Source organism: Kitasatospora sp. NPDC086009, assembly GCF_044540385.1.
Taxonomy (GTDB): domain Bacteria; phylum Actinomycetota; class Actinomycetes; order Streptomycetales; family Streptomycetaceae; genus Kitasatospora.
In genome coordinates, this window is record NZ_JBITSA010000015.1 from 89,847 (window position 1) to 116,697 (window position 26,851).

At 74.1% G+C, this 26,851-nt stretch carries 24 protein-coding genes; 10 read left to right on the plus strand and 14 right to left on the minus strand.

Going from position 1 to position 26,851, the window contains the following annotated elements; genetic code table 11:
* Nucleotides 1-490: 490 nt before the first annotated feature.
* Nucleotides 491-1,441, minus strand: a complete 951-nt coding sequence (locus tag ACIF6L_RS29280; protein ID WP_359806249.1) for an IclR family transcriptional regulator — start codon at nucleotides 1,439-1,441, stop codon at nucleotides 491-493.
* Between the two features lie 321 nt (nucleotides 1,442-1,762).
* On the opposite strand from ACIF6L_RS29280, the gene ACIF6L_RS29285 reads away from it, so the two are divergent.
* From ACIF6L_RS29285 to ACIF6L_RS29295, 3 genes are read left to right on the plus strand one after another with little or no spacing between them, the layout of a single operon-like run.
* A complete protein-coding gene (locus ACIF6L_RS29285; RefSeq protein ID WP_329490941.1) occupies nucleotides 1,763-3,076 on the plus strand; it encodes an extracellular solute-binding protein in 1,314 nt (437 codons plus the stop codon).
* A gap of 41 nt (nucleotides 3,077-3,117) precedes the next feature.
* Nucleotides 3,118-4,095: a sugar ABC transporter permease gene (locus ACIF6L_RS29290; protein ID WP_359806244.1), complete on the plus strand. Its 978-nt coding sequence runs from the start codon at nucleotides 3,118-3,120 to the stop codon at nucleotides 4,093-4,095.
* The gene (locus ACIF6L_RS29295; RefSeq protein ID WP_359806242.1) at nucleotides 4,092-4,940 is read left to right on the plus strand and encodes a carbohydrate ABC transporter permease; all 849 of its coding nucleotides are present in this window, start codon (nucleotides 4,092-4,094) and stop codon (nucleotides 4,938-4,940) included. The genes ACIF6L_RS29290 and ACIF6L_RS29295 overlap by 4 nt, the downstream gene beginning before the upstream one ends.
* A 147-nt stretch (nucleotides 4,941-5,087) precedes the next feature.
* Here the strand turns inward: ACIF6L_RS29295 and ACIF6L_RS29300 are convergent, their stop codons facing one another.
* Both ACIF6L_RS29300 and ACIF6L_RS29305 read right to left on the minus strand, forming a co-directional pair.
* Nucleotides 5,088-5,942 (minus strand): VOC family protein, encoded by an 855-nt coding sequence (locus ACIF6L_RS29300; RefSeq protein ID WP_396490494.1) that lies wholly within the window; start codon nucleotides 5,940-5,942, stop codon nucleotides 5,088-5,090.
* Nucleotides 5,943-6,038: 96 nt separating this feature from the next.
* Nucleotides 6,039-6,680, minus strand: coding sequence for an alpha-ketoglutarate-dependent dioxygenase AlkB (locus ACIF6L_RS29305; RefSeq protein WP_396490495.1), 642 nt, complete (start codon nucleotides 6,678-6,680; stop codon nucleotides 6,039-6,041).
* Between the two features lie 403 nt (nucleotides 6,681-7,083).
* Here ACIF6L_RS29305 and ACIF6L_RS29310 point away from each other — a divergent pair, with 403 nt between their 5' ends.
* On the plus strand, nucleotides 7,084-7,503 hold the full coding sequence (locus ACIF6L_RS29310; protein ID WP_396490497.1) for a PLDc N-terminal domain-containing protein: 420 nt from the start codon (nucleotides 7,084-7,086) through the stop codon (nucleotides 7,501-7,503).
* Between the two features lie 167 nt (nucleotides 7,504-7,670).
* On the opposite strand, the gene ACIF6L_RS29315 is transcribed toward ACIF6L_RS29310, so the two are convergent.
* Nucleotides 7,671-7,925: a LapA family protein gene (locus ACIF6L_RS29315; protein ID WP_396490499.1), complete on the minus strand. Its 255-nt coding sequence runs from the start codon at nucleotides 7,923-7,925 to the stop codon at nucleotides 7,671-7,673.
* A gap of 929 nt (nucleotides 7,926-8,854) precedes the next feature.
* Here ACIF6L_RS29315 and ACIF6L_RS29320 point away from each other — a divergent pair.
* The 4 genes from ACIF6L_RS29320 to ACIF6L_RS29335 all read left to right on the plus strand — a co-directional run bounded on the left by ACIF6L_RS29320 (nucleotide 8,855) and on the right by ACIF6L_RS29335 (nucleotide 11,845).
* Nucleotides 8,855-9,238, plus strand: coding sequence for a hypothetical protein (locus ACIF6L_RS29320; RefSeq protein WP_329490948.1), 384 nt, complete (start codon nucleotides 8,855-8,857; stop codon nucleotides 9,236-9,238).
* A gap of 130 nt (nucleotides 9,239-9,368) precedes the next feature.
* Entirely contained in the window at nucleotides 9,369-10,814 is a 1,446-nt protein-coding gene (locus ACIF6L_RS29325; RefSeq protein WP_396490502.1) for a hypothetical protein, read from the plus strand.
* 82 nt (nucleotides 10,815-10,896) lie between these two features.
* The gene (locus ACIF6L_RS29330) at nucleotides 10,897-11,301 is read left to right on the plus strand and encodes a roadblock/LC7 domain-containing protein (protein WP_329490950.1); all 405 of its coding nucleotides are present in this window, start codon (nucleotides 10,897-10,899) and stop codon (nucleotides 11,299-11,301) included.
* Nucleotides 11,302-11,470: 169 nt separating this feature from the next.
* Complete coding sequence (locus tag ACIF6L_RS29335) at nucleotides 11,471-11,845, plus strand: hypothetical protein (protein WP_329490951.1); 375 nt, start codon at nucleotides 11,471-11,473, stop codon at nucleotides 11,843-11,845.
* Nucleotides 11,846-11,979: 134 nt separating this feature from the next.
* Here ACIF6L_RS29335 and ACIF6L_RS29340 read toward each other — a convergent pair whose 3' ends face one another.
* From ACIF6L_RS29340 to ACIF6L_RS29375, 8 genes are all read right to left on the minus strand, one after another.
* Entirely contained in the window at nucleotides 11,980-12,366 is a 387-nt protein-coding gene (locus tag ACIF6L_RS29340) for a DUF6188 family protein (protein WP_396490503.1), read from the minus strand.
* Between the two features lie 40 nt (nucleotides 12,367-12,406).
* Entirely contained in the window at nucleotides 12,407-13,516 is a 1,110-nt protein-coding gene (locus ACIF6L_RS29345) for an NUDIX hydrolase (RefSeq protein ID WP_396490505.1), read from the minus strand.
* A 153-nt stretch (nucleotides 13,517-13,669) separates the two neighbouring features.
* Entirely contained in the window at nucleotides 13,670-14,725 is a 1,056-nt protein-coding gene (locus tag ACIF6L_RS29350) for an SGNH/GDSL hydrolase family protein (RefSeq protein WP_396490507.1), read from the minus strand.
* On the minus strand, nucleotides 14,722-15,975 hold the full coding sequence (locus ACIF6L_RS29355) for a glycosyltransferase (RefSeq protein WP_396490509.1): 1,254 nt from the start codon (nucleotides 15,973-15,975) through the stop codon (nucleotides 14,722-14,724). The genes ACIF6L_RS29350 and ACIF6L_RS29355 overlap by 4 nt, the downstream gene beginning before the upstream one ends.
* On the minus strand, nucleotides 15,972-17,234 hold the full coding sequence (locus ACIF6L_RS29360; protein ID WP_396490511.1) for a glycosyltransferase family 4 protein: 1,263 nt from the start codon (nucleotides 17,232-17,234) through the stop codon (nucleotides 15,972-15,974). The genes ACIF6L_RS29355 and ACIF6L_RS29360 overlap by 4 nt, the downstream gene beginning before the upstream one ends.
* A gap of 129 nt (nucleotides 17,235-17,363) precedes the next feature.
* On the minus strand, nucleotides 17,364-17,558 hold the full coding sequence (locus ACIF6L_RS29365; protein ID WP_329490958.1) for a DUF1508 domain-containing protein: 195 nt from the start codon (nucleotides 17,556-17,558) through the stop codon (nucleotides 17,364-17,366).
* A 129-nt stretch (nucleotides 17,559-17,687) separates the two neighbouring features.
* Complete coding sequence (locus ACIF6L_RS29370; RefSeq protein WP_396492608.1) at nucleotides 17,688-18,338, minus strand: hypothetical protein; 651 nt, start codon at nucleotides 18,336-18,338, stop codon at nucleotides 17,688-17,690.
* Between the two features lie 148 nt (nucleotides 18,339-18,486).
* Entirely contained in the window at nucleotides 18,487-19,809 is a 1,323-nt protein-coding gene (locus ACIF6L_RS29375) for an MFS transporter (RefSeq protein WP_396490514.1), read from the minus strand.
* Nucleotides 19,810-20,002: 193 nt separating this feature from the next.
* Between ACIF6L_RS29375 and ACIF6L_RS29380 the strand changes: the two genes are divergently transcribed.
* On the plus strand, nucleotides 20,003-23,197 hold the full coding sequence (locus tag ACIF6L_RS29380) for an SNF2-related protein (protein ID WP_396490516.1): 3,195 nt from the start codon (nucleotides 20,003-20,005) through the stop codon (nucleotides 23,195-23,197).
* Between the two features lie 9 nt (nucleotides 23,198-23,206).
* A complete protein-coding gene (locus ACIF6L_RS29385; RefSeq protein WP_359806202.1) occupies nucleotides 23,207-23,413 on the plus strand; it encodes a hypothetical protein in 207 nt (68 codons plus the stop codon).
* Between the two features lie 168 nt (nucleotides 23,414-23,581).
* Here ACIF6L_RS29385 and sph read toward each other — a convergent pair whose 3' ends face one another.
* The gene (gene sph, locus ACIF6L_RS29390; protein WP_396490518.1) at nucleotides 23,582-24,586 is read right to left on the minus strand and encodes a sphingomyelin phosphodiesterase; all 1,005 of its coding nucleotides are present in this window, start codon (nucleotides 24,584-24,586) and stop codon (nucleotides 23,582-23,584) included.
* A 72-nt stretch (nucleotides 24,587-24,658) separates the two neighbouring features.
* On the minus strand, nucleotides 24,659-26,755 hold the full coding sequence (locus tag ACIF6L_RS29395; RefSeq protein ID WP_396490520.1) for an MMPL family transporter: 2,097 nt from the start codon (nucleotides 26,753-26,755) through the stop codon (nucleotides 24,659-24,661).
* Nucleotides 26,756-26,851 lie beyond the last annotated feature (96 nt).

The window sequence follows — 26,851 nt, forward strand, 5'->3', positions numbered from 1 at the left end:
TCTCCGAGCTGGTACTGTACTTCCTGTCGCGAGGGAGATGATCTCTCGTCAGGCGTCAGTGGTGCTACCGGAGCACGTCCTACTTTCAGTAGGGAGAGTCCGTTCAACCCGGGCCTGGCGCTCCACATCGGACGAGGTCCGGTGCCTTTCCAGGCATCGGGCCTCTTCTGTTTTCCCGGATTCGGCCGATGCCCGGGCCGGTTCGGAGCATGGCCCCTGACCTGCTAGTCTTCTTCCTGTCGCGAGGGAGATGATTCCTCGTCAGGCGTCAGTGGTGCTACCGGAGCACGTCCTACTTTCAGTAGGGAGAGTCCGTTCAACCCGGGCCTGGCGCTCCAATCCGAATGAGGTCCGGTGCCTGGAAAGGCACCGGACCTCATTCGTTCTCCGGGTACCGACGGTCCCGTCGCGCCGGGGCCGGCCCGCCGGAATCGCGCCGACCGGAAATGCGGTCGGCCGGACGGAATACGGCCGGCCGGCCGGAGCGCGGTCAGCCGGGCTGGCGGTCGGAGCCGAGTTCGCGCGAGATCCGCAGGCCGACCTGGGCGACCACCGGGCCGAGCGAGCGGACCCGCGCGGCGGTCATCCGCGAGGTGAGGCCGGAGACGGACAGCGCGGCGGTCACCTCGCCGGTGTGGTCGAAGATCGGGGCGGCGACGCAGCGGACCTCGGGCTCGTTCTCCCGGTCGTCGATCGAGTAGCCGCGGGCGCGGATCCGGGCGAGGTCGGCCCGCAGGTGCGTCTCGTCGGAGATGGTCCAGGCGGTGACCGGGCGCAGCCCGGCGGCGACCACCTCGGTGACGGCCTCGTCGGGCAGCCAGGCGAGGATCGCCTTTCCGGTCGCGGTGCAGTACGCGGGCGCCCGGCTGCCGACCCGGGAGGCCATCCGGACGTTGGTCTCGTCCTCGACCTTGTCGAGGTACACGATGCCGGGAGCCTGCCAGACCGTCAGGTGCACGGTCTCGCCGGCCTCGCGCTGCAGCCGCCGCAGGTGCTCGGCGGCGACGCTGCGCAGGTCGAGGGTGGACAGGTAGGCCTGGCCGAGGCGGAGCGAGCCGTGGCCGAGGCGGAACCAGCCGGTCTCCCGGTCGCGGTCGAGCAGGTGCTCGTCGAGCAGCGGGCCGGCCAGCCGCAGCACGGTGCTCTTGTTGAGGCCCAGCGCCTCGGCGAGCTGGGCGAGCGGTACGCCCCGCCCGTTGCCGTGGTCGCGTACGTGGCCGAGGACGGCCAGCGCGCGGCGCAGCGAGGACGACTGGTTGCGCTCGGAACCCGCCGCCTTCTTCGCGGCCGCCTTCGCCGGCTCCGCGCCGTCCTTCGCCGGCTCCCCGGAGTCGCTCCCGTCGACCGCGCCGGCCGCCGGCGCGGGCTCCGGCGCGGGTCTCGGTCCGGGCTCCGATCCGGTCTGTGGCCGGGCCTGCGACCCGGTCCCCGTCTCCGTCATCGGTCCGTTCCCCTCTCGTTCCACCGCCGGACTGCGGCGGTGGTCAGACGGTACCCCCTCGCGCCGGGTTAGCCGATTCTTCGATACAGCGTTGTGCACTGCAAAACTTCCCGAACGGCCTCTTGTTGCCCCCGAGCGCCCCCGCCTAACGTCCGTGGCATCGAGCAGGCGCCGCGGCCCACCCGAGCGGTCGCTCTGCCGTACCCCCACATCAAGGCGTTCACGCACCCACCATCGGCCCCGGTCAGGGCCTGCTTCGACGTGCCCGTCCCCAGCGGCGCACGTCTCGGCGGCAGCTGTCGGGAGGGGAGGTCTCCACCCATGCGACTCATCAGACGGACCGCCGCGGCCACCGTCCTCGCCGCCAGCTGCCTCGCGGCTGCCGCCTGTTCGCCCGGTACCGCGCTGCCGGCCGGCGACCGGGCCGGCGACGACCGGACGGGCACCCTGCAGGTCTGGCTGTACAACGAGGCCGGCAACGCGGCGAAGGAGGCGGTGATCAGCAAGGCGATCACCGAGTTCCAGGCCTCGCACCAGGGCGTCACCGTCGACATCAGCTACATCGACACCGATGCCTCGGCCCGCGCCGCCAAGATGAAGGGCGCGTTCAACGACCCGAACAGCGCCCCGGACCTGGTCGAGTTCGGCAACACCGACCTCCCCGGCTACGTCGCCGCCGGCGGCCTCGCCGAGATCGGCGCCGACCTCGACAAGTGGAAGGACAAGGGCGACCTCGACCCGGCGATCGCCAAGACCGCCGTGCTGGACGGCAAGACCTACGGCCTGCCGTGGTGGGTCGGCGTCCGTGCGCTGTACTACCGCACCGACCTCTTCACCGAGGCCGGGCTGAGCGCGCCGAAGTCGTACCAGGAGCTGGTGGCCGCCAACCAGAAGATCCACGCCGCGCACCCGGACACCTTCGGCATCGCGGTCGGCGGCAAGTACACCTTCGGTGCGCTGCCGTTCGTCTGGGACGCCGGTGGCGACATCGCCACCAAGGACGGCGCCGCGTTCAGGGCCGGGATCAACTCGCCCGCCGCGCAGGCCGGGATCAAGCGCTACACGGACCTCTTCGGCGCCGACGGCTGTCCGGCCCAGCAGTGCGCCGACCTCACCGGCGGCAAGACCGTCGACCTCTTCGCGGCCGGCAAGTCCGCGATGGCGATCCTGCCCAACTCCAGTCGCAGCAAGGTCGACGCGGGCCCGGTCAACGGCAAGTACGGCGTCGTCCCGCTGCCCGGCGAGAAGTCCGGGTCGATCGCCCCGGCGTTCGGCGGCGGCAACAACCTCGGGGTGATGAAGGCGGCCAAGCACCGCACCCTCGCGGTCGAGTTCGCCGAGCTGCTGGCGAGCCCCGGCTACCAGGAGCAGATGTACGACGCGATGGGGAACCTGCCGACCCTCAAGTCCGTCAACGACAAGGTCGCGGCGAAGGACGCCTTCCTGAAGCCGTTCACCGACACCATCGCGGCCGGCACCAAGTTCGTTCCGCTGGACCAGGCGTGGGCGCAGATCGACGCGCAGGCCGTCATCCCGACGATGCTCCAGCAGATCGTCACCGGAAAGTCGGACGTGGCCAAGGCCTCGGGCGACGCCGCCACGCAGATCACCTCGGCCTTCGCGGCCGGTCACTGATCGCACGCCCGAGAGAGCAGGCCCCGAGAGAGGTCCCGTACGTGTCCGCACCCACCACGACTGCCCCGGCGGCGTCGACTTCCCCGAGCGGGCGTCGTCGGGGCACCGGCCCGGCCGCGCCCCCGCGCGGCCGGCGCCGCCCACCGCTGCTGCTCCTCCTGCCGGCCGCGATCATCATGATCCCGCTGGTGGCCTACCCGATCTACCAGCTCGGACTGCTGTCGGTGCTGGACTTCGGGCAGGCCCAGGCGTCCGGGGGAGTGCCCACCAGCTTCGTCGGCCTCGGCAACTACGAGAAGATCCTGAGCGACACCCAGTTCTGGTCGGTGCTCACCCAGACGATCGGCTTCGCCGCGTTCTGCGTGATCGCCACCCTGGCCGTCGGCGCCACCCTCGCGGTGCTGCTGACCAGGGTCGGCCGGGTGGCCCGGCTGGTGCTGACCACCGCCGCGATGGCGGCCTGGGCGGCGCCGGCGATGACCGGATCGACGGTGTGGAGCTTCCTGTTCGACACCAACCTGGGTCTGGTCAACAAGACCCTGGTCGACCTCGGACTGAGCGGCTTCCACGAGTACAACTGGTTCTACGACAAGTGGTCGGCGTTCCTCATCGTCGGTGCCGTGGTGGTCTGGCACTCCTTCCCGTTCGTGATGGTGACGCTCTACGCGGGCATCCGGGCGATCCCCGAGGAGATCCTGGAGGCCGCCGCCCTGGACGGCGCCGGCACCTGGACCACCTTCCGCCGGATCACCGCCCCGATGCTCCGGCCGATCCTGACCGTTGTGGTGATCCAGTCGGTCATCTGGGACTTCAAGGTCTTCACCCAGATCTACGTGATGACCGAGGGCGGCGGCATCGCCGGGCAGAACCTCGTGCTCAACGTGTACGCGTACCAGAAGGCGTTCGCCTCCTCCCAGTACGGGCTCGGCGCGGCGATCGGCGTGATCATGCTGCTGATCCTGGTGATCCCGACGGTCCTCTACATCCGCACCCTGCGACGGACGGGGAATGAACTGTGAACGCCCGTAGCCGCTGGCGGCTCGCCGCCAACACCACCGCGATCCTGGTGGCCGTCGTCACCGCCTTCCCGATCTTCTGGATGGTGCTGTCGGCCTTCAAGCCCAAGGGCGAGGTGCAGTCGCTGGATCCCAGGCCGTGGACCGCCCACCCCACGCTGGAGAGCTTCCGGCAGGTGCTGAGCGTCGACGGGTTCGGCCGCTACTTCCTCAACAGCCTGGTCATCGCGCTCTCGGTGGTGGTGCTGTCGGCACTGGTGGTCTTCCTGGCGGCGGTGGCGGTGACCCGCTTCCGCTTCCGGTTCCGCACCACGATCATGGTGATGTTCCTGATCGCCCAGATGATCCCGGTCGAGGCGCTGACCATTCCGCTGTTCTTCATGTTCCGCGACGCCGGCCGGGTCGCGCCGGGCATCGGCCTCAACACCCTGGCCTCGCTGATCCTGGTGCAGCTGGCCTTCTCACTGCCGTTCGGCATCTGGATGATGCGCGGTTTCGTCGCCGCCGTCCCGGTCTCCATCGAGGAGGCCGCCCAGATCGACGGTGCCAGCCGGACCCGCATCCTGTGGCGGATCCTGCTGCCGCTGGTGGCCCCCGGTCTGGCGGCGACCAGCGTGTTCTCCTTCATCGCGGCGTGGAACGACTTCGTCTTCGCCAAGACCTTCATCATCAGTGCCACCGAGAACCAGACGCTCCCCTCGGCGCTGCTGGTGTTCTTCAAGCCGGACGAGAACGACTGGGGCGGCATCATGGCGGCGTCCACCCTGATGACCGTGCCGGTACTGATCTTCTTCATCGCGGTGCAGCGCAAGCTGGTCTCCGGGCTGGCGGGCGCCGTGAAGGACTGACCCGCGAGGAAGGGGCCGAGGCGGGTGACAGCGGCCCGGTCACGGGAGTGGGGTCCCAGGCCGGGCACGTGCCGACGGGCGACCCGCCCGGACCGCGGGGGCGGTGGGCCCGGCCCACCGCCCCCGCGGTGCGGAGCGGGCAGGAGCTCAGATCGTCGTCCGGTCGGTCGGGTCCTGGTCCGGATTCGGTCCCGGGGCCGGTACCTGGTCCTGGTCCGGTCCCGGGTCGGCCGGTTCGCCCGGAGGGACGGAGATCAGGGTGAACACCGCCCCGCCGTCGTCCCGCACCACCGCGAGCCGCCCGTACGGGGTCGGCTCGGGTCCGTCCAGCACGCTCCCGCCGAGCCGGACCGCCCGCTCCACCGTCCGGTCGGTGTCCGCCGCCCCGAAGTACACCGCCCAGAAGGCCGGTGGGCCGTCCGGGTCGATGCCCGGGTCCCCGCCGATCCCGCCGACCGGCTGCCCGCCGACCCGGAAGACCGTGTGGTCGGCCGCGGCGGCGTCATACTCGTAGCCGAAGACCCGGCCGTAGAAGTCCCGGGCGGTGTCCGGCGCCGGGGAGAGCTGATCGTTCCAGGCGACCGTGCCGGGTTCGTTCACCAGGCCGGCCCCCGGGTTGAGCGACCCCTGCCAGAGCCCGAAGTCCGCGCCGAGCGGGTCCACCGCGAGCACCCCGCGCGCCTGGTCGGGCACGTCGAACGGCTCGAAGACGACCAGTCCGCCCGCCTCCTGGACCAGTCCGGCCGTCCGGTCGGCGTCGTCCACCGCGAGGTAGGTCGTCCAGGCCGGCCGTCCCTGCCCGTCGACCTCCCGCCGCGACCTGATCCCGGCCACCTGCACCCCGCGCACCGTCGCCACCAGGTACTCGTCACCGGCCGGGCCGGTCGGCACGTACTCCCAGCCGAACAGCCGGCCGTAGAACCGTCGTGCCCGCTCGACGTCCGGCGCGGCCAGTTCGGCCCAGCACGGGACGCCCTCGTGGTACCTGCCGGCCTTCGGCATGCCGTCCTCCAAGCCCTGGCGGACCCCTCGGCCAGCCTCCGCGACCCCCGGCCCCCCGGCAACCGGGACGCCCGGCCCGCTCCCGGCCGTGGCTGCTCAGGCCACCCCGCGCGGCCGGAACTGGACGCTGATCCGCGGCCCCACCGGCCGGGCGGTCTTGGCGATCGCGTGCTCCCACGTCCGCTGGCACGACCCGCCCATGACCAGCAGGTCCCCGTGCCCGACAGGGTGCCGGACGACGGGCCCGCCGCCCCCGCGCGGGCGCAGCAGCAGCGTCCGGGGCTCGCCCACCGAGACGATCGCGACCATGGTGTCCTCGCGGTCCCCGCGCCCGATCCGGTCACCGTGCCAGGCCACGCTGTCGCGCCCGTCCCGGTAGTAGCAGAGCCCCAGGGTCCGGAACGGCTCGCCCAGTTCCTCCGCGTAGTGCGCGCTCAGCGCCGCCCGGGCCTCGCCCAGCAGCGGGTGCGGCGGCGCGTCGCGCTCCCCGTAGGACGCGAGCAGCCGTGGCACGTCCACCACCCGCTCGTACATCTCCCGCCGCTCGGCCCGCCACGGCACCTCCGCCGCCAGCTGTTCGAACAGCCCGGTCGCCCCGTGCACCCACCCGGGCAGCAGGTCCACCCAGGCGCCGGCGCCCAGGACCTCCCGCCGTACCCCCGTGAGAGGCCCCAGCGCGGCCCCGCCCCCGTCGGCGTCGTCGAACAGCGAGGGCTGGAGGTGCAGGGTGCTCGGCATGGATCCAGCCTACGCCGTTATCGAACGTATGCTCGAACAATTGTTTCGGGTGTGGGCTCCCGCCGCGGGGGCCTCGGCTCGCCGCCTGCTTCACGAGGGCGGTGATCCGCGCTTCGACCTCAGCCGTCACCGAGGTGAGCGCGAAGGCGTTCGCCCACCTGGCGCCGTCGTCGAGCTCCGCCTGGTCGCGGCCAGTGGGTGAGCGGGGGCGCCGGGGAAATCGCCGCGCGGGTGGTGGAGAAGAGCCTCCTCGGAGGGCTCGACGCGCTCGCCGGCTGTTCGATGTCTGACATGCGGCGGCCGAATAGCGGTGATATGACTCGTTTGTCCGCCGCCCACCTCCGGGCGGCGCGGTTCACCGCGTGGCCACCGACGGTCGGTCGGCCGGCGGGAGGAGGACACCGTGGACGACTACCCGTTGCTCAACCTGTTCTGGACGATGCTGGAGCTCTTCCTCTTCATCCTCTGGTTCTTCCTGCTGTTCAAGATCATCTCGGATATCTTCCGCAGTCATGACATGGGCGGTTGGGGCAAGGCCGGCTGGCTGATCTTCGTGATCCTGCTGCCCTTCCTCGGCGTCTTCGTCTACCTGATCGCGCGCGGCAAATCGATGGGCGAGCGCGACCTGGAGCAGGCGAAGCAGGCCGACGCCGCCTTCAAGGCGTACGTCAAGGAGGCGGCCGCCGGTGAGGGCGGCGGTACCGGTACCGCTGGCGGGGCGGGCGGCCATGTCGACGAACTGGCCAAGCTCGCCGGCCTCAGAAGCAGCGGGGCGATCTCCGAGGAGGAGTTCCGGAAGGCGAAGGAGATCCTGCTCTCCTGACGCCGGGCCGCACCGGCGGGTCGTGGGCATCGCGCCGCGGCCCGCCGGTGCCGTCCGTCGACGGGCGGTGTGCCGTGTGGGCCGTGTGCCGTGCGTGCCGTGGGTGCGGACGCGCCGCCGCCCCGGTCCCGGCCGGGCGGTGCCCGGGACCGGGGTCCAGGGCCGGTTCAGACCTTGGCCCGCCGACGGGCGAGGAAGTACCCGATGACCAGCCCGACGGCCAGCGTCACGGTGAGGACCGCCCACAGCGGCAGGGTGACGGTGGCGACCCAGAGGGTGATGGAGACCGATCCGGTATTGGCTGCGATGAACCAGATGGCCAGCACCGCGAGGACGGCGACCGCGATCGTACGCATCCGCACCTCGCGGCCCTTGACCGTGACGGTCGGCGGAGCGTGCGGCGGAGGAGTGTTCTGCGCCATGTCCCCAGTATGGTGCGACCCGCCGTCCGGGGCCCGTTCGGAGCAATCCGGCCGCCGGCTCTCGGCCCGCCGACCGCCCGGCCCGGCCTTCCCGTGTCGCGTCGGGCGCCCGGTGCTGCCCCGGCTCGACCGGTCGTCGTCGCTCGTTGTCACGGGCGCGGTCGAGTGGTGCCGGGGTTCCGCCGGGTCCGTCTCCCGTTGCCGCCCACTCGATTTCTGACCAGGCGTGATGTCCTGCTAATGTTCTTCCCGTCGAGAGGAAATGATCTCTCGGTCAGGCGTCAGAGGTGCTACTGGAGCACGTCCTACTTTCAGTAGGAAGAGTCCGTTCGACCCGGGCCTGGCGCTCCATTCCAAGGCGGCCGCTCCCCATCGGGGGCGGCCGCCTTGTTCGTTCCCTCGGACTGCCGGACTGCCGGACTGCCCCGGGAGTCGGCGCCGGCCGGACGGGGTGCACTCTCCCCGGCTGCCGCCGCTTCGTCGCCCAGGGTGGCGGCTGCGTCCGGCCGAACGAGTCGATCTCATGGGCCCGCGCGCGGTCGGCCACGTGATCATCCTGATCGCCCGCTGCCCCGCCGCGGTGGCCGGACGGACTTCGGTGGGGCGAGCGTGGCGTGATGCGGCCCTACCGCACATCCCGTCCGAAACCCTCCGTCGTGGCCGACAACCGGCCAAGGTCGCGCCCCTGGTCGCCTCCCGGGCTGTTCGGCAGCCGGTCGCCCGGCCAGCGGCTTCGCCGTGAGCGGTGATCTGACGATGTGTCACAGGATGGCTGAAAGTGGCCTGCTGCGGTGTGAATATGCCATTGGAATGTTCGTCATATGGAATCCGGCAGTAGCCTTCCGTGTCGAAGCCGCCACTGGTCGTGGTGGACCGGCCGGTGCCGACCGAGCGCTCCCGGCCGTACCGAACCCTCCGAAGGAGCCCGAGTGCCGGGTATCGACGAATGCCTCTCCGGGGCGATGGCGATCGCCGGTGCCCGGGCTGCCAGTCTGATCGACTGGAGCAGCGGGCTCGCCCTCGGCAGCATCGGGATCAGCCCCAGCGGGGACCACGACACCTCGGCCGCCGAAGCAACCGACCTGGTACGGGCGGCTGTTGAGAGCCAGACCTTCACCGGGGCGGAGGACCGGCAAGCGCCGTTGCAGGACATCATCGTCACTGCGGGCCGCAGTTACCACCTGTTGTGCTTCATTGACACCGTCTTCGACAGCCGGCTCGTCCTGCATCTCTGGCTCGACCGGACCGAGGGCAACCTGGCTGCGGCGCGCTACCGCCTCCAGGGCCTCGCCGAGGAACTGGTGCTCGGATGACGAACACGATCGTGAATCCGGCCACCCCTTCGGCCTCGGTCGGTCCTGCGAACTGCGCGGATGCCCGTCCGGCCCCCGCCGTCGTGTTTCGGCCGTCCGGGCGGAAGCCTGTCGCCCACCGGCGGTCGGCATGAGCGGCCTCGTCCTGCCCCCGATGGGCGTCCTCACCCCGGGGCGGCTCGGGCGGAACCCGGGTGAGGCGGTCACCAGGCTCGCCGAGGGCCGGTTGACCGGCGTTCTGCGCGGGCCCGCGGGGGCTCTCTACTTCGCCGACGGACTGGTGGTGCACGCCGAGTCCGACCACAGCCCCGATCTGGCCGCCCTGCTGACCGGGTGCGGCCGGATCACCCCGGAGGCGTGGCGGGACACCGTCCGGAGCTTCGGCCCCCAGTGCCGGGTCGGCGAGGCGCTGGTGGAACAACGCAGCCTCAGCCGGGGCGAGTTGGAGATCTGCCATCTCGGCGCGCTGTACGACGCCGCGTTCTTCGTCCTGGACTGCGTCGGCGCCGCGTCATGGAACGCCGCCGCCTGGGCCTCCGGTGCGGCGGAGGCGGCCGGGTCGGTCGGGGCGGCCGCACCGACCCGGTCGGGCGGGCTCGCCGGACCGTCGACGGCGGGGTGCTGGTCCTTCGAATCCGGCGTGCGGCACTGGCTCGGGCCGGTCTCGGCGGTGAGCGCCTTCCGGCTCTGCCGGGAGGTCGACCGCCGCCGTCGGTTGCTCGAACGGATCTGGCCGTGGCCCCAAGTCGACACCGCGCCGGTCCGCCCGGTGGCCTGCGAAGCGGTCGGGGCCGGTCGTGCTGTCGGTGCTGCCGGGGCTGTCGCCGCTCGGCAGTCCGACGGGTTCCGTGCGGCGCACGAGGCTCACGAGGGGCACGTTGTCGGTGAGGTTCATGACGCCCACGAGGCCTGTGCGGCATGGGAGTTCGGGGAGCGACGACCAGCTGTCGAGGGTGGCCGGGCCGATCGGGAGGTGTGGGCGGCGGCGCCCACCCGGGTGGTCCGCCGCCGGCCGAGCCGGCACCAGCGTGAGTTGCTCGACCACGTGGACGGCCGAAGAACCCCGGCGGAGCTGGCCCGGCTGCTCGGGCGCTCGGCCTTCGCGACCACGGCGGACATCCGCCGGCTCGCCGCCGCCGGGCTGCTCGCCACCCCCGGAGGTGCTGTCCCTGGCGCCGGTGCCCCTGGAAGACCCGCCCCGGGAGGCGGTACCCCGGGACGCGCCGCGCCTCGGCACGCCGCCCAGGCACCGGTGGCGCCCGGTATCGCTGCGCCCGGCACCGCTGCGCACGTCTCCGCCGGGCACGCGCCGGCCGGAGCCGGGGCGCTCGGGGGCCTGCCGGCCGCCGCGACCGTGCCGGCCGGGCGGTCCGCTGCCGGTCACCCGCCGGTCGGCCGTACCGGTGGGCTGCACCGTCGCGTCCCCGGGGCCGCGCTGGCCGGGCTTGTCCCGGCGGGGGCCACCCGCTCCGCCGCCCTTCCACCGACCCCGGCAGCGACCCACCCGCTGACCGTTCCAGACCCGGACATCGCGCTGCTGACCCGGGTCCGAGACCTTCTGGAGGCCCGACTTTGAACCTCTCTCCGCCCGCGACTCCGTCCTCACGGCCATGAGGCGGGCGCTCAAGCAGCGTGTCGGAAGGAGACAACTGATCGCCTTGGAGACCGAGCTGCTGGCCGAACTCCGCGCCCTCAAGCATCGGGTACCGCATCTCGCGGGCGGGCTGGTGGCCAGCGTGGACGGCCTGCTGGTCGCCCACGACACCCACGGGACCGAACCCTCGGGCCTGGCGGCGATGACGGCGGCCTCCCTCGGCCTGGCGCAGCGGCTCGCCGACACGACCGGGCAGGGCGACTTCCGGGAGTCGCTGGTCCGCGGCGAGCACGGCTACGTCGCCACCTACGCGGCCGGCGGAAGCTGTGTGCTGACCCTTCTGGCGCACCCGGACGTGAACGTGGGCCGGCTGCACCTGGAGGCCAGGCGCTCCGCCGGGCGCATCGCCGAGCTCCTCGCCGACTCCCTCGCGCCCAAGGACGTGCGGGAGTCCAAGGAGGTGGGCTGACCGCCCGCCGCCCGAAGCACCACCCGCCGACCCGGCGACCTGTCGGCGGCAGACCGGTCGATGGACGGATCTGTCGACGGGCAGACCTGTCGACGTGTCGACTTCCGACCTTCCCCACCTATCGACGTCCCACCGATCCCCAACCCACGAACGAACCGGAGAAACCGACATGACGGACGCAGCAGGCGCGCTCAAGCAGACCATGACCGTGATCGAAGGCGCCCTCGGTGCCGCACTGGTGGACTACAACAGCGGCATGGCACTCGCCACCCTCGACGGCCCCGGCGGGCTGGACCTCAACGTGGCCGCCGCCGGCAACACCGACGTGGTCCGGGCCAAGATGCGCACGATGGACATGCTGGGCCTGCAGGACGGCATCGAGGACATCCTCATCACCCTCAGCAGCCAGTACCACCTGATCCGGCCGCTCACCGGCCGCAGCGGCAAGGGCCTCTTCCTCTACCTCGCGCTGGACAAGAGCCGGGCCAACCTGGCGATGGCCCGCCACCAGCTGACGAAGATCGAGGCCGACATGGAGGTCTGACCCACTCCGGGGCCCGGAACGGTCCGGCCCTCGGCGGGGTCCGGCCGACCCGTCCGTGGCTCGGACCCTGCGTCGCGCGGCGCAGGGTCCGGCCCGGCCGCCGGTCCGGCCACCGGTCGCGGGTGCGGCCCGGCTCAGCCGCCCGGGCCGCCCGTCCAGGTCACCTCGCCACCCGCCAGCCCGGAGCAGACGACCCCCTCGGGGGTGAGCACCGTCCAGGGCGCGACCACGGCGTGCGGCTGCACCGACAGGACGGTGTCGCCGTCGAAGACCAGCTCCAGCCCACCGGCCGGGGTCACCCGGGCGGTTCCCACCGTCCGGCCGACCAGGGCGAGCAGCCGGACGGTCGGGCGGACGGCCGGCGCGGGGTAGAAGCGCTCCACCCCGGACGGCACGGCGAAGCGGAACTCGTGTGTCACCCGGACGGTCACCGGCCCGTCCAGGTCGATGTCGAGTCGCCCGCCCCCGCGGACCGACTCCACCCGACGGCCGGCCAGGACGTCCGCGATCCCGTTCTCCATGCCTCCAGTGTGGACCGGGGCCACCGGTCGGGCCGCCCGGTCAGCGCGCCGGTCGGCCCTCGACCAGCTCGGCCGGTCCGCCGGAGCCGCCGCGGGCGGCGAGCGCGGCGGCCGTCCGCGACCAGGACGGGGCGGACAGCAGCGCGCGTGCCTCGGCCGGGTCGCAGAGCCGCCATTCGACCAGTTCGTCCTCGGGCAGCGTGATCGAGGCGAGGCGCTCGTCCGACGCGGTCCCGCCGTCGAACAGGTAGACGAGTACGGCGGTGTCCCGGTCGTGAGCCGGGTCCGCGCCCCGGCCGGGCAGCCAGTCGAGGGCCAGCAGCCGGCCCGGCTCGTACTCCCAGCCGAGCTCCTCGCGGATCTCCCGCCGGGCCGCCGCCCGGGGCAGCTCCCGGTCGGCCTCGATCCCGCCGCCGGGCAGCGTCCAGTACGGCTCCTCGCCGCCGCCCGGCCACGGCCGCAGGCGTACCAGCAGGACCCGCCCGGCCGTGTCGGTGAAGACGGCCCGGGCCTTGGCCCGGATCCGCGGCCGGCTGGCGATGTAGCCGGCCCGGTCCATCGGGGGAGCCGGCGGCTCGACAGCCGTCCCGGTGGTGTCCCCGGTGAGCGCCAGACCCGCCAACCGGGTGTACTCCGGCGGTGGTTCGACCGTCAGATGCTCCAGGGTGTGCCCGGCCGGGTGGCTGTCCTCCAGCTCCAGCGGACCGGCCGAGCGCGGCGCCCGCAGGCAGGCGGTGACCCGCCGGGAGAGGCGGGGCGGCAGCGCGTGGGCGGCCTGTTCGGCGGTCAGCCAGGTCCACCCGCCGACCTCGGCGGTGTCCGGAGCGAACGCGGCCGACTGCTCGGGGGTGAGCGGTTCGGCCCAGTAGAGGTGTGCGGCGATCGGCGGGCGGAAATCGTCGAGCGTCCAGTCGATGCAGGCCAGTGGGCCGAGCACGGGCGTGAACCCGAGCTCCTCGCGGACCTCCCGGACGGCCGTCGCGCGGGGCGACACGTCCTCTGGATCCCAGCCCCCGCCGGGGACGGCCACCGGGTGCTTCCGGTCGTACGGCAGCCGCACCACGAGCACCCGGCCGTCGGCGGACGGGAAGAGCACCCCGGCGGCTGCCATCAACTCACGTCCGAAGTCACCGCTCTGTCGGTCCGTCATTGCTCCGACTCCCTCCCTCGATCCGGGCAGGTCGATCCGCCCGCTGCCCACCACGACACCCCACCCGCTCCGAACGGTTCCCCGCCGGTTACCGCGGCGAACCGGCGGTACCGGCGTACCAGCGGTAGCGGTCCGTCCGGCGGTGAGGGGCGATCACTTCGGCGGGCCGCCGTGCGGTCCGGCCGGCGCGAGCGCGTCGACCGGTCCGCGTGGGTCCGCGTCGACCGGCGCGAGCGCGCCGAGCGCGGCCGCCGCCGCCCGGGCCATCCGCTCGTCGTGGCGGCCGGTGGCACCGCGCAGGCGTGCCCAGCCTTCGACGGCGGCCAGCGCGAGCAGGCCGGGGAGCAGGTCCGTGCTGCGTTCGGCGACCCAGCTGGTGCCGCGGGTGGCCATCCACCAGAGGTCGGCGACGGCGCCCGGGGGCGGGTCGACGGGACCGCCGGTGGGGGCCGGACCGAGCGGCCGGCCGGCGGCCGCGAGCAACTCGTGGAAGCCCCGGGCGATCAGCCGGTGCCCTTCGGCGCTGGGGTGGAGCCGGTCCACGCTCAGCAAGCCGCGCCGCGCCGTCCAGGGCAGGCCGGCGACGTGCAGGTGGAGGGCGCGGTGGCGCGCGGAGAGGGCGTGCACCACGGTGTTCACCGCGTCCATCCGGCGGGCCAGTGGCCGGGCCAGCGGCCGCGGCAGTCGCAGCAGCGTGCCCGGGTCGGGCAGGCACGCGGTGAGCACCAGGGCGCCGCCGCGGGAGAGTTCGCGGAGCGTGGTGTCCAGCTCCCGGGCGGTGCGGCCGATGTCGAACTCCGACCGCAGGGTGTCGTTGCCCCCGACCACCACGGCGGCCAGCCGGGGGCGCAGCACCAGCGCGGCGGGCAGCTGCTCGGTCGTCAGGTCGGTGGTGAGAGCCCCGCTCCGCGCGAGGTTGGTGAACTCGACGCCGACCCCCGGCGGAGCCAGTGAGCCGGAGAGCAGCGCCGCCCAGCCCCGCCAGCCGCCGGTGACCGGGTCACCGACGCCCTCCGTGAGGGAGTCGCCGAGGGCCACGAACCGCACCGGCTCGACGGCGCTCCCGGCACCCGCGTTCCGCTCCCCGCGCACGCTGCCCGGGGCCACCGCCGTCAGGGGCAGGGGCAGGGGCTCGTGGGTCGCCGCCTCCGGGCGCGCCGTGCCCGGGAGCGTCTCGCCGCCCTCGTCCCCCACGACGGCCGTGCTCATCGTGCCTCCTCCGTCCCGGGGGCCGGGGAGACCGCCCGGTCCTGCACCCGCTCCCGGGCCCGGTCCTGGTCCTGCCCCCGGTCCGGCGTCCCGAGCGGGGCCGGCACCACGGCCGCCGCACGGTGCGCGGCGAGGAAGGCCGCCACGGCGGCGGGCCAGCCGTACTGTTCGGCCCGGGCGCGGGCGGCGGCGCGGCGCTCCTCCTCGGGGCGTGCGAGCAGCTCACGCGCCGCCCCCGCGAATCCCGCGCCGGTGTCGTCGGCCGCGACACCGGCCGGGCCCACCAGGGCGGGCAGCGCCGAGGACCGGCTGACCGCGACCGGGGTGCCGCACGCCAGCGCCTCCAGCGCGGCCAGCCCGAAGGTCTCGACCGGTCCGGGGGCGAGCACCACGTCGGCGCAGCCGAGCAGCCGGGCCAGTGCGCCCCGCCCGGCCACGTGCCCGAGGAAGCGCACCGGCAGCCGGAGCCGCCCGGCCCGGGTGGCCAGCCGCGACCGGAGCGGTCCGGTGCCGGCCACCACCAGGACGGCCGGCAGCCCGCCCGAGGACAGCTCGGCGAGGGCGTCGACGGCGCGTTCGGGGTGCTTCTCCGCCGAGAGGCGGGAGCAGAGCACCAGCAGCGCCTGCCCCGGGTCCGCGTAGCGCGCCCGCTCGTCCGCCCGCTCGGCGGCCGTGAGGGGGCGCATGGCGGTCAGGTCCACCCCCAGCGGTGCCTGAGCGAGGTTTCGTACGCCCAGGCGGCGGAACTCGGCGGCCGCCCAGTCGGTGGTGCAGACCACGGTGTCGTAGGACCGGGCGGTGCGGAAGTTGAGCCGGTCGGCGGCCGCGGTGGCGAGCGGGCCGGGCAGGCCCCAGGTGCGGAGCAGCCCGGCGGCGCTCTCGTGCGACACCATGACCGAGCGCAGGCCGTGGCGCCGGGCCCAGCCGCCGGTCCAGCGCAGCGTCGTGCGGTCGGAGACCTCCAGTCGGTCCGGCGCCAGACGGGTCAGCTCGTGGGCGAGCGCCCGCCGGTCGGTGAGCAGCCGGTAGCCGCCGCTGCCGGGTAGCACCGGTCCGGGCAGGGTGACCACCAGCCCCTGCCCGGTCTCCTCCTCCGTCCGCCGCTCGCCGGGGACGACCAGCACCGGTGTGTGGCCGGCGGCCCGGTAGCCCTCGCCGAGGTGGCGCAGGGCCGTGCGCAGTCCGCCCGAGACCGGGGTGACGAAGTTCGCCACCCGGACGATCCGGAGCGAGGCTCCGTGGTCGGTCATGCCGGGAGCTCCTCCGCCACCGGGGCGCCCTCGGCGGGGCACGCCGGGGCGGCCGTCGGGGCCGCCCCCTCGCGGCCCGGTCCGGTCGCACCCGTGACCTCGGCCACCGCGGTGCCGCGGTGCTCGGCCAGCACCTCCGCGTAGTGCCGTAGCAGGAGGTCCCCGACCGCCTCCCAGGTGCGGGCCGTCACGTCCGCCCGCCCGGCCCGCCCGTAGGCGGCCCGCAGCTCGGCGTCGCCGGCCAGCGTGGTGACCGCCCGGGCCACCGCCGCGCCGTCCCTCGGCGGCACCAGCAGGCCGGTCCGGCGGTGGCCGACCAGGTCCAGCGGCCCCCCGGCGGCCGGGCCGATCACCGGGACCCCGCTGGCCATCGCCTCCTGGATGGTCTGGCAGAAGGTCTCCAGCGGGCCGGTGTGCACGAACACGTCCAGGGTGGCGAAACAGCGCGCCAGTTCCTCCCCGGTCCGCCGGCCGAGGAAGACCGCGCCGGGCATCGCGGCCTTCAGCCCCGGCGCGGACGGTCCGTCGCCGATCACCACCACCCGCACCCCGGGCAGCGCCGAGGCGCTCGCCAGCAGGTCGACCCGTTTCTCGGGCGCGAGCCGTCCGACGTACCCGACCAGCACCTCCCCGCCGGGCGCGAGGGCCCGGTGCAGCGTCTCGTCACGGTGGCGCGGGTGGAAGCGGACCGAGTCCACCCCGCGCGGCCAGAGCCGCACCCGCGGCACGCCGTGCGCGGTGAGGTCCTGTGCCGCCGGGGTGGAGGGCGCGAGGGTGCGGGCGGCGGCCCGGTGGACGGTCCGGATCCGGTGCCAGGCCGCGGCCTCGCCCAGCCCGCGGCCCGCGCGGTAGGCGTGCGCGTACCCGGCGAGGTCGGTCTGGTAGACGGCGACGGCGGGGACACCCAGCCGGGCGGCGGCCTGCATCCCGCGCGCGCCGAGCACGAACGGGCTGGCCAGGTGGACGATGTCGGGCCGGTGCCCGGCGATCGCGGCCGTCAGCTGCCGGCCGGGCAGCGCGATCCGGACCTGCGGGTAGCCCGGCAGCGGGACGGACGGGACGCGGACCACGGGCAGCTCGGCCGCCCCCGTCCCGCCTCCGAAGACGTGCGGCGGGCACTCGGCCCCCCGCGCGGGTGCCGGGGTGATGACGAGCGGCTGGTGGCCCCGGCGGACCAGATGCTCGGCCGTCCGCAGCACGCTGTGGGCGACTCCGTTGACCTCGGGCGGAAAGGATTCGGTGACGATGACGACGCGCATGCCAACGTTCTGTCCGCATCCGGCGTGCAGGCGGCCAAAGGGATCTGTCGAACAAACGAACGCGGGTCGGCGATTGTGCCACCGACCCGCGTTTGCGCCCTCACCCGCCCGAAGCGCGGTGCGTCCGCCCTACCGGGCCGGACCGGCCGCCGTCTCCTTGAGCTCCGCGTAGGGCGCGAGCTTCCGGATCGACTCGATGCTCCTGATGCAGTCGTCCCGGCTCTCGTGCGGATCGCCCGTCACCACGACGGTGCCGTTGCTCGCCTTGAGCCGGAACCGGTGCATGCCGGTCTCGTCGGTGTACAGCTCGAACTTCCCTGCCATTGGGTTTTCACCTTTCGGTCCGGTAGCCCCCTCGCACCGCAACGTAGGCCCAAGTTCCCACCACCGCATGCCAGATGAGCCAGATGGGTCACCCCCTACCGCGATCGGGCCGAGAGTTTCAGGGCGGTGCTACTCGCGGGTCAGGATGCCGGTGGCCCGCGACGGGCCCCAGTCGAACAGGAGCGTGCCGTCGCTGCGCGGCTCCAGCACGAAGTCGCCGTTCACGCACGTCGTCCGGGTGTTGCGGGTGACCCTCTCGTGGCCGGTCAGCCGTTTCGGGAGGCGCTCGGTGAGCAGCCAGACCGTGGTGCAGCCGAGCGGGGAGTACTCGGCGTCCGCGAACTCCTCGCCGATCCGCGCGTCGCGGATCCGTACGAGGACGACGTACTTCTCGCGTCCCTGGGTGATGCTCCCGCGCCAGGTCCCGGCCCAGGACGCCGTCGTGGCGGTGGCCACCGGGCCCGGAGTCGTCGACGCGTACGTGCTCGCCGGTGCCGCGGCGGCGGCCGGCCCGCCGGAGGACGCCGGGTGGGGGGAGTTGTTCCCCGAAAGCTGCCACCAGGTCAGGACGGCGGCGAGGCCCGCGAGCAGCGTCCCGAGACCGCCGAGGACGGTGGACCAGTGGCCCAGCCAGGCTCGAACGGCTCGCTGCCGTGACCGCCCGGGCGGAGCGCCGGGTCCGCCGCCCGGCGTGTTCCCCGGCCCGCCACCGCCGCCCGGCCCGCCACCGCCGCCCGGACCGGTCCCCGGCCCCGGGCCGGTACCCCCTGCCGTTGCCATCCCGACCACCCCCGGCGGCAGCGTTCCCGTCGCCGGAGGCTTGAACCGGGTGTCGCTCCCCGGTCGACGGCCGCCCGCTCGGTCGTCGACCGCCCCGAGCGACTCCACCTCGCGGTTCGCGGGCGGCAACTCCTCCGGAGACCGGACCTCAGGCGCGCAGTTCCGGTGCCCTGTCGACGGCTCCGCCCCGGGGAGTGCTCGGCGGTTCGGCCATCGGTGCGGCGAGCTCCGCCAACCGCCGTTCGCAGGAGCGGCGTTGCACGACGGAGAGTCCCGCGACGGCGGCGCCGAGGGTGAGCCAGCCCGCCGGGCCGGCGGCCATCACCGCGCCGGTCAGCAGCAGCGGGCCGGCCGACTTCTGGACGGACTGGGCCATGCCGGCCACGCCCAGGTAGGAGGCCCGGGCCCGTTCGGGGGCCAGCGAGACGGCCAGCTCCCAAGAGCTCACCGACCGCATCAGCTCGGCGGCGGTGACCAGCATCGCCGCGACCAGCAGGGCGGCCGCCGCCGACCAGGCCCCGCCGCCGGTGCCGAGTGCCACGACCGCGCAGCCCACCGACATCGCCACGCCGTACAGGGTGACCGCCGCCGCCGCGCGGTGCGGGCCCTCGGCGCGCGCGGAGACCCGGAGTTGGAGCACCACCACCAGGACGGTGTTGATCGCGAGGAAGGCGGGCACGAGGGCGTGCGGCGCCGAGGTGTGGTTCACCAGCCAGAGCGGAAGCCCGACGTTGAGCACCGAGTCGTCCAGGCTCATCGGGATGTCCAGGAGGACGAAACGCAGGTACCCGCGGTCCCGCCACGGGCTGGGCGCCGGCTCCTGTGCCGGGGCGCCCGGCGTATCGGCCCGCGCCGCGACCCGGCCGCCGCCGCGCGGTTCCCGGGTGCGCCACACCAGGGCCGCGGTCACCGCGAAGGACAGCGCGTTGCCGAGGACCAGTGCCCGGTAGGCGTCGGTGGTGCCCACCGCCAGGCCGACCGCCGCGATGCCCGCGCCCAGCGCGTACCCGGCGTTGGCCGCGCTGCGGGTGAGTGCCTGGTAGGTGGAGCGCCGCTCGCCCGTCGCCCGGGTGGCGAAGAGCATCTCCAGCGTCTTGGCCGCCCGCTCGCCCAGGGAGGTCACCGCCATCACGGCGAGCAGCGCGGTGAAGCCGTCGCAGACCAGCAGCAGGCCCATCGTGGCGATCCGCACCAGGTGGCACCCGATCAGCAGCCCCCGGACGGGGAACCGTTCGGCCAGTTGCCCGGCCAGCGGGGAGCCGGCGATGCCCGCCACGGCGGCCACGCCCAGCAGCAGGCCGACCTGCCGCGCGTCCAGCCGGGTGACGAAGGTGAAGTACAGCACCGAGGCCGCGGCCCACACCCCCGTGCCGGTCCGGTCCAGGAACTGGGCGAGCAGCATGACCCGCCCGTCCCGTCCGCCCGGCGGCCGCCGCAGCTGCGCCAGTAGTCCGCCCCCGTGCTGTGCCATGACCCCTGCCCCTCGCCGTTCCGGTGTTCGGGGAGCAGCCTGCCGGACATGAATCTCGACGTCAAGATACTTGATGTCAACAGACCTCATGGGGGGACTTGCGGGGGCACCACCCGCCGCCCGGCCGACCTGTCGGACCTCGAAGCTAGGCTGGGAAGCCCGCTGTCCGCACCGCTCCGGAAGGCCCCGGCCGATGTACGCCCTGCACGCGCTCTGGCGAGCTGACGGCCGCCTCGCCCTCTGGGCGGAGGATGCCGCGGTGTACCGGGAGGGCCGCGCGGCGGCCGACCGGAGTGCGGCGGACGGCGCCCGGGCCGGCGCCCATCCGTTCGCCTGCGCGGCCGCCGACGTCGCGCGTCTGCTGGGCGCGATCGGGCCGGGCCTCGACTGGCTCGCCGGCCAGGGGGCGGAGCGCTGGACCGGCCTGCTGCTGCCCGCCCTCGGCGGCCGACCGGTGCCCTCGCCCGATCTGCCGGTCGGAGCCGCGCCGCGCGGGGTCACGCTCAGCCCCTGGCGGGTGCCGACCCTGCTGTTCGACGCCGCCGAGGCGGCCCAGCTGCTGGGTGCCCTGCACGACCCGCACTGGCCGGGCGCGACCGTCGAGCTCCCGGGCGGCGAAACCGTCGAGGTCGCGTACGGCGCCTCGCTGCGCTGGCTGTCCGCCGTCCACGACCTCGCCTGGCGGCTGGTCGGGCGAGGGCGGCTGCTGCCCGCGCTGGAACAGGAGCGGCCGGGGGAGTGGTACGCGCGCTGGCGGCCCGCGCCGGACACCGCGGCCCGCCGGGAGCTCGCGGCCCTGGCCGCCGGCTGCCCCCCGGTCTGCCGCGCCGAGCACGCGCCCGGACCGCACGCGCCCGCACCGCCCGCGTCCGCACCGCCCGCGTCCGCACCGCCCACGCCTGCAGCGCCCGCGCCCGGACAGCACACGCCCGGACCACCGACCACGGAGCCGGCGCCGGCCGGGCGCAGCGCCGTCGACCTGTCGACAGATCTGCTGGACACCCTGGTCGACCGCGAGGCCCGGGCCGCGCTCGCGGATCTCGAACCGCCCGCCGAACCGTGGCTCGCCGCGCTCCACTCCGCCGACGGCCGGCTTCCCGAGCGCCCGCCCGCCGACCTGCCCGAGCGGCTCGCCGCCTGGTACGCCGCCCGGTCCCCGGACAGCCCGGTCCGGCTGAACCTGCGCCTCGGCGAACCGCTCGGCCCGGACCCGGACGACCCCGACGGCGGCGCCGTCGCCGACTCCTGGCGGCTCGACCTGCTGGTCCAGGCCGCCGACCGGCCGTCCCTGGTGGTGCCCGCCGCCGCGCTGTGGGCCGAGGACGAGGCGCACGCGGCCCTGGCCCGCACCGTCCCGGATCCGGCCGAGGCCTACCTGGCCGAGCTCGACCGGGCCGCCCGGATCCACCCGCCGCTGCGCACCGCCCTGCTGGACCCCCGCCCCACCGGTGTCGACCTGGACCGCGACGGCGCGCTGGACTTCCTGCGCACGGCGGCGCCGGCCCTCACCCGGGCCGGCTTCGGGGTGCTGCTCCCGGCCTGGTGGCAGCGGCGCCCCCGGCTCGGGCTGGTCCTCACCGCGGCTCCGGCCGCCACCCCCGGCGCGGTCAAGCGCACCGCGCAGATCGACCGGGACGCCGTACTGGCCTTCCGGTGGCAGCTCTCGCTCGGTGAAGTGACCCTCACCGAGCAGGAGTTGGCCGAGCTCGCGGCCGCCCAGCAGGGCCTGGTCCGGCTGCGCGGTCGCTGGATCGAGGTCGACCAGGCCCAACTCGCCGCTGCCGTGAGGTTCCTGGCCGACCACGGCAGCGGCACGATGGAGCCGGTCGAGCTGCTCCGACTGGCCGTGGACGACCGCGCCAGTGTGGATGGCTTCCCCGTCACGGCCGTCCACGCGACCGGGCCGATCGGCGACCTGCTGGCCGGTCGGCCCGGCGACGCCGACCGGACGCCGCAGCTGCCCGAGGCCTTCACCGGCACTCTCCGCCCCTACCAGCGAAGGGGGTTGGCCTGGCTGGACGCCCTCGGGCGGCTCGGCCTGGGCGCGGTGCTCGCCGACGACATGGGGTTGGGCAAGACGGTCCAGACCCTCGCCCTGCTCGCGCTGGAGCAGGAGCGCGGCGCGGCCGGGCCCACCCTGCTGGTCTGCCCGATGTCGCTGGTCGGCAACTGGCAGCGGGAGGCCGCCCGGTTCGCCCCCGGCCTGCGCGTGCACGTCCACCACGGCGCCGACCGCTCGGCGCCGGATCCGTCCGCCGACCTGGTGATCACCACCTACGGGCTGGTCCAGCGCGACGTCGCCGACCTGCGGCGGATCCGCTGGCGGCGGATCGTCGCCGACGAGGCCCAGCAGGTGAAGAACCCGGCGGCCCGGCAGTCCAGGGCGCTGCGATCACTGCGCTCCGGCCCCCGGATCGCCCTCACCGGCACGCCCGTCGAGAACCGGCTGGCCGATCTGCACGCCGTCCTGGACTTCGCCAACCCCGGCCTGTTCGGCAGTGCGGAGTCGTTCAAGGAGCGTTTCTCGATCCCGGTCGAGCAGTCCGGCAACGCCGAGGTCGCGGCCCGGCTTCGGCGGTTGAGCGGTCCGTTCCTGCTCCGCCGGAGCAAGAGCGACCCGCTGATCGCCCAGGACCTCCCGGCCAAGCAGGAGTTCACCGTCCACTGCGGGCTCACCGCCGAACAGGCCGGCCTCTACCGGGCGGTGGTCGCGGACCTGCTGCAGCGCCTCCAGGGCATCCGCGGCGTGGAGCGCAAGGGGGCGGTGCTGGCGGCGATCGGCCGGCTCAAGCAGGTGTGCAACCACCCGGCCCAACTCCTCCACGACGGAACGGAGGTGGCCGGGCGCTCGGGCAAGGTCGAGCGGCTGGTCGAGGTGCTGGAGGAGGCGCTGGCCGAGGGGGACCGCGCGCTGGTCTTCACCCAGTACGCCGAGTTCGGCGCGATGCTCCAGCCGTACCTGAGCCGCCGCCTGGGCGGCGAGGTGCTGTACCTGCACGGCGGGGTGCCCCGGGGGCGGCGGGACGACCTGGTCGAGCGGTTCCGGGCCCCGGACGGCCCGCGGGTCTTCCTGCTCTCGCTCAAGGCCGGCGGCACCGGTCTGAACCTCTCCGCCGCCAACCAGGTGATCCACCTGGACCGTTGGTGGAACCCGGCGGTCGAGGACCAGGCCACCGACCGCGCGCACCGGATCGGCCAGCGCCGCGACGTGCAGGTCCGGCGGCTGGTCTGCGTCGGTACCGTCGAGGAGCGGATCGCCGACCTCATCTCCGCCAAGCGCGCGCTGGCCGACGCCGTGGTCGGCGGCGGCGAGCAGTGGCTGGCCGAGCTGTCCACCGAGCGGCTGCGCGAGCTGCTGACCCTGTCCGCCGACGCGATCGGGGAGTGACCCGCCACCATGCCAGTACCGGATGACCGCCCGTTGACGGAGTCGCTCGACACCTTCTGGCAGGGCAGGGTCCCGCCGCCTATCGCGCCCGCCGACGCAGGCCCCGAAGCGGCCCCGGCCGTCGACGGGTTGGTCGCCTCCGGGATCACCGTGCGCGGCCGCCCGCTGGAGGCGCTGCTCGCCCCCGCGTACCGGCGGTTCACCGACACCGGCTGACCGGTCGGGCCGCGTTCCGGAACGACCGGCCAGGAGGTCCCGTTCCGGCCCCGCCGGACGAGCGGCCCCTCCCGGTCCCAACCGCCGGAGCGGCCCCCCGGGCCCAACCGCCCCGCCGGTGCCCGCGGTTCACGCCGCGGGCACCGGCCGGGCAGGCGGCAGGCCGGGCTACCGAGCCGTCAGCGGGTAGTGGTCGGAGAGGTCGTTGTAGGTGTAGCTCGTACCCCAACTGCTCACCGTCCACGGCGAGCTGTGGAAGCGGACCACCGTGTTGGTGTAGCGCGCGGGCCGGGCGTGGTCGGCCCGGTAGAGGACGTAGTCCAGGTCCTCCTTGGGCTCACCGGGGTAGCGGTAGGCGGCGATCGAGTTGTCGACCGTGTCGAAGGAGTTGGCCCAGCCGTCGCGGGTGTCGGCGGGCGCCACGTTCGCGTTGGTCAGCAGCGACGGGTACTCGCTGCCGTGCGAGTCGATGTTGAGGTCGCCCGCGATCAGCACCGGCTCGGCGGCCGGGATGTTCTTGCCGTCGATGAACGCCTTCATGGCCTTGAGCTGCGCCGCCCGGACCGACACCGGCTGCCCGGCCGAGCAGCCGGTGTCGGTGGACTGCAGGTGCGTGCCGATGACGTGCGTGCGCCGGCCGTTGACGTCCAGCACCGCGTAGACGAAGCCCTTGTTCGACCACCAGTCGCTGCCGCAGGCGTCCTTGAAGACGTACTGCTCCTTGCGCAGGATCGGCCACTTGCTGAGCAGCGTCACCCCGCCGTCCTCCGGGGTGGTGGAGGTGTAGCTGCCGCTGGTGGCGTCCCAGCCGGAGGTCGAGCGGCCGACCACGGGGGTGTGGTACGGGTACGCGGCGGTGGCCTGTGCGGTGAGCTGGTCGGAGGCGCTGTTGTCGAAGGCCTCCTGGAGCACGACCACGTCGTGGCCCTGGAAGACGTCGGCGGCGGCGATCGCCTTGGCCCGGTAGTCCTGGCCCCAGTTGGGGTACAGGTTCTTGCTCATCAGGAAGACGTTGTACGTCAGTACGTCGAGCGGCGCGACCGACGGGGTGGCGGCGCTCGCGGTCGGCTCGGTCACCGCCTGGGCGGCGGTGCAGGGGGCGAGCAGGGCGGCGGCGACGGCACCGGCGGCGGCGAGTCGCGAGGCGCGCCGGAGGGTGGTGGGAGTTGGCATGCGCGCAGTCAACGCGCTCCCGGCCACGTCCGGCAAGACGTTCGACAAGCAGTTTGTGAACTCATCGGTAACTCAAAGATGTCTGCTCAACTGGCTTTCCGGATCGTGGACTTGCCTGGACAACTTGTTCGGCCACCACATGTGCCGGTCCAGGTCCATGGTCAGCGCGGTGACCAGCACCGAGCGCACCACCAGGGTGTCCAGCAGCACTCCGAGTGCCACCGCGAAGCCGATCTCGGCGAACCCCACCACCGGCAGCGTCCCGAGCACCGCGAAGGTGCTGGCCAGGATCAGCCCGGCGGAGGTGATCACCCCACCGGTCGCGGCCAGTCCGGCCACCGCCCCCTGCCGGGTGCCGAGTTGGGCGGATTCCTCCCGCACCCGGGTCATCAGGAAGATGTTGTAGTCGATGCCGAGCGCGACCAGGAAGACGAAGACGAACAGCGGGAACGCGTTGTCCTGGCCCTCGAAGTGGAAGACGTGCTCGAAGAAGAACGCGCTGATCCCGAGCGCCGCCGCGTAGGAGAGCACCACGGTCGCGATCAGCACCAGCGGTGCGGTGACGGCCCGCAGCAGCACCGCCAGGATCACCAGCACCACGCCGAGCACCAGCGGGATGATCGTCCGGTTGTCGTTGGCCGCGGCCCGTCCGGCGTCCAGGATCACCGCCGTGCTGCCGCCCACCTTGGCGTCGGCGTTCGGCACCGCGTGGACGGCGGCCCGCACCCGGTCCACGGTGTCCTTGGCGGCCTGGCTGTCCGGCGGGTCGGCGAGCGTGGCCTGGAACAGTGCCTGCCCCTCGTGGGTGGTCGGGGGCGACGTCCCGGCGATCCCGGGGGTCTCCTGCGCCACCGCGCGGACGGTACCGGCCTCGCCCGCCGCGCTGATCACGGTCAGCGGGGCGCCGGTGCCGCCGGGGAAGTGCTGCTCCAGCACCTGTTGGCCGACCACCGAGTCCGGCGTCCCGGTGAACGAGCCGGCCGTGCTCAGACCGGTGGCGTTCAGCGAGACCAGCCCGATGCAGCAGGCCCCGAGGGCCAGCGCGGTGCCGATCCACACCTTGCGCGGACGGCGGTTGATCCAGCCGCCGACATGGGCCCACCGGCCGGTCCTGGTCGGCTCCGGCGTCCCGTACGCGGGCTTGACCGGCCAGAACACCCAGCGGCCGACGACCACCAGCAGCGCCGGCAGCAGCGTCAGCATCGCGGCCAGGGCGACCAGCACGCCGATCGCGCAGACCGGGCCGAGGCCCCTGGTGGAGTTCATCTCGGCGACCAGCAGGCAGAGCATCGAGGCGACCACGGTGGCCGAGGAGGCCAGGATCGCCGGCCCGGCCCGGTGCAGCGCGAACGCCATCGCCTCGTGCCGGTCCTCGTGCCGGCGCAGCTCCTCCCGGTAGCGGGCGGTGAGCAGCAGCGCGTAGTCCGTGCCGGCGCCCAGCACCAGCACGACGAGGATGCCGGCGCTCTGCGCGTTGACGGTCAGTCCGGAGTGCTCGGCGAGGAGGTAGATCACGGCCTGGGAGACGACGAGCGCGCCCGCCGCGGAGATCAGCGGCAGCGCCCAGAGCACCGGGCTGCGGTAGGTGAGCAGCAGCAGGATGATCACCACGCTGATGGTGGCGGCCAGCAGGGTTCCGTCGATGCCCGCGAACGCCTCGGCCTGGTCGGCGCCGACCCCGGCCGGGCCGGTGACGTGGGTGGCCATGCCCATGCTGTGGTCGGCGGCGGTCGCGCGCATGCTGTCCACCGCCGGACGCAGGTCCTGCCAGCCGCCGGTGCCGATGTCGACCGGCACGATCGTCTGCATCGCCTGGCCGTCGGCGGAGACCACCGGTCCGACCACCGGCCCCAGGACGTGCGGGGCGCTCGCGAAGGCCGTCGCGTCGCGGGCGGCCTCGACCCGGTCGGCGGGGGTGATCCCGCCGTCCCGCTGGTAGACCACCACGGCCTGCGCGGTGTCGACCGGTTGGAAGGCCCGCTGTTCGTTCAGGACGTGGGTGGACTCCGCGTTGCCCGGCAGCCAGCTGGACGCCTGGTTGTCCTCGGCGTCGGTGAGTTTGCCGGCCAGTGGCCCGGCCACCACCAGCAGCACCAGCCACAGCGCCAGGACCACCCACTTGCTGCGGCGGCCGCACGGCAGGGTGGCCAGCTTCCGGGTCGGGCTCATCGGAAACTCCCAGGGGCCTCGGGCGTCAGTCGTCCCAGCCTCCCACCGCCCCCGCTACCCGGCAGCCCGGGCTGAACCGGTCGGGGGGCGGCCCGT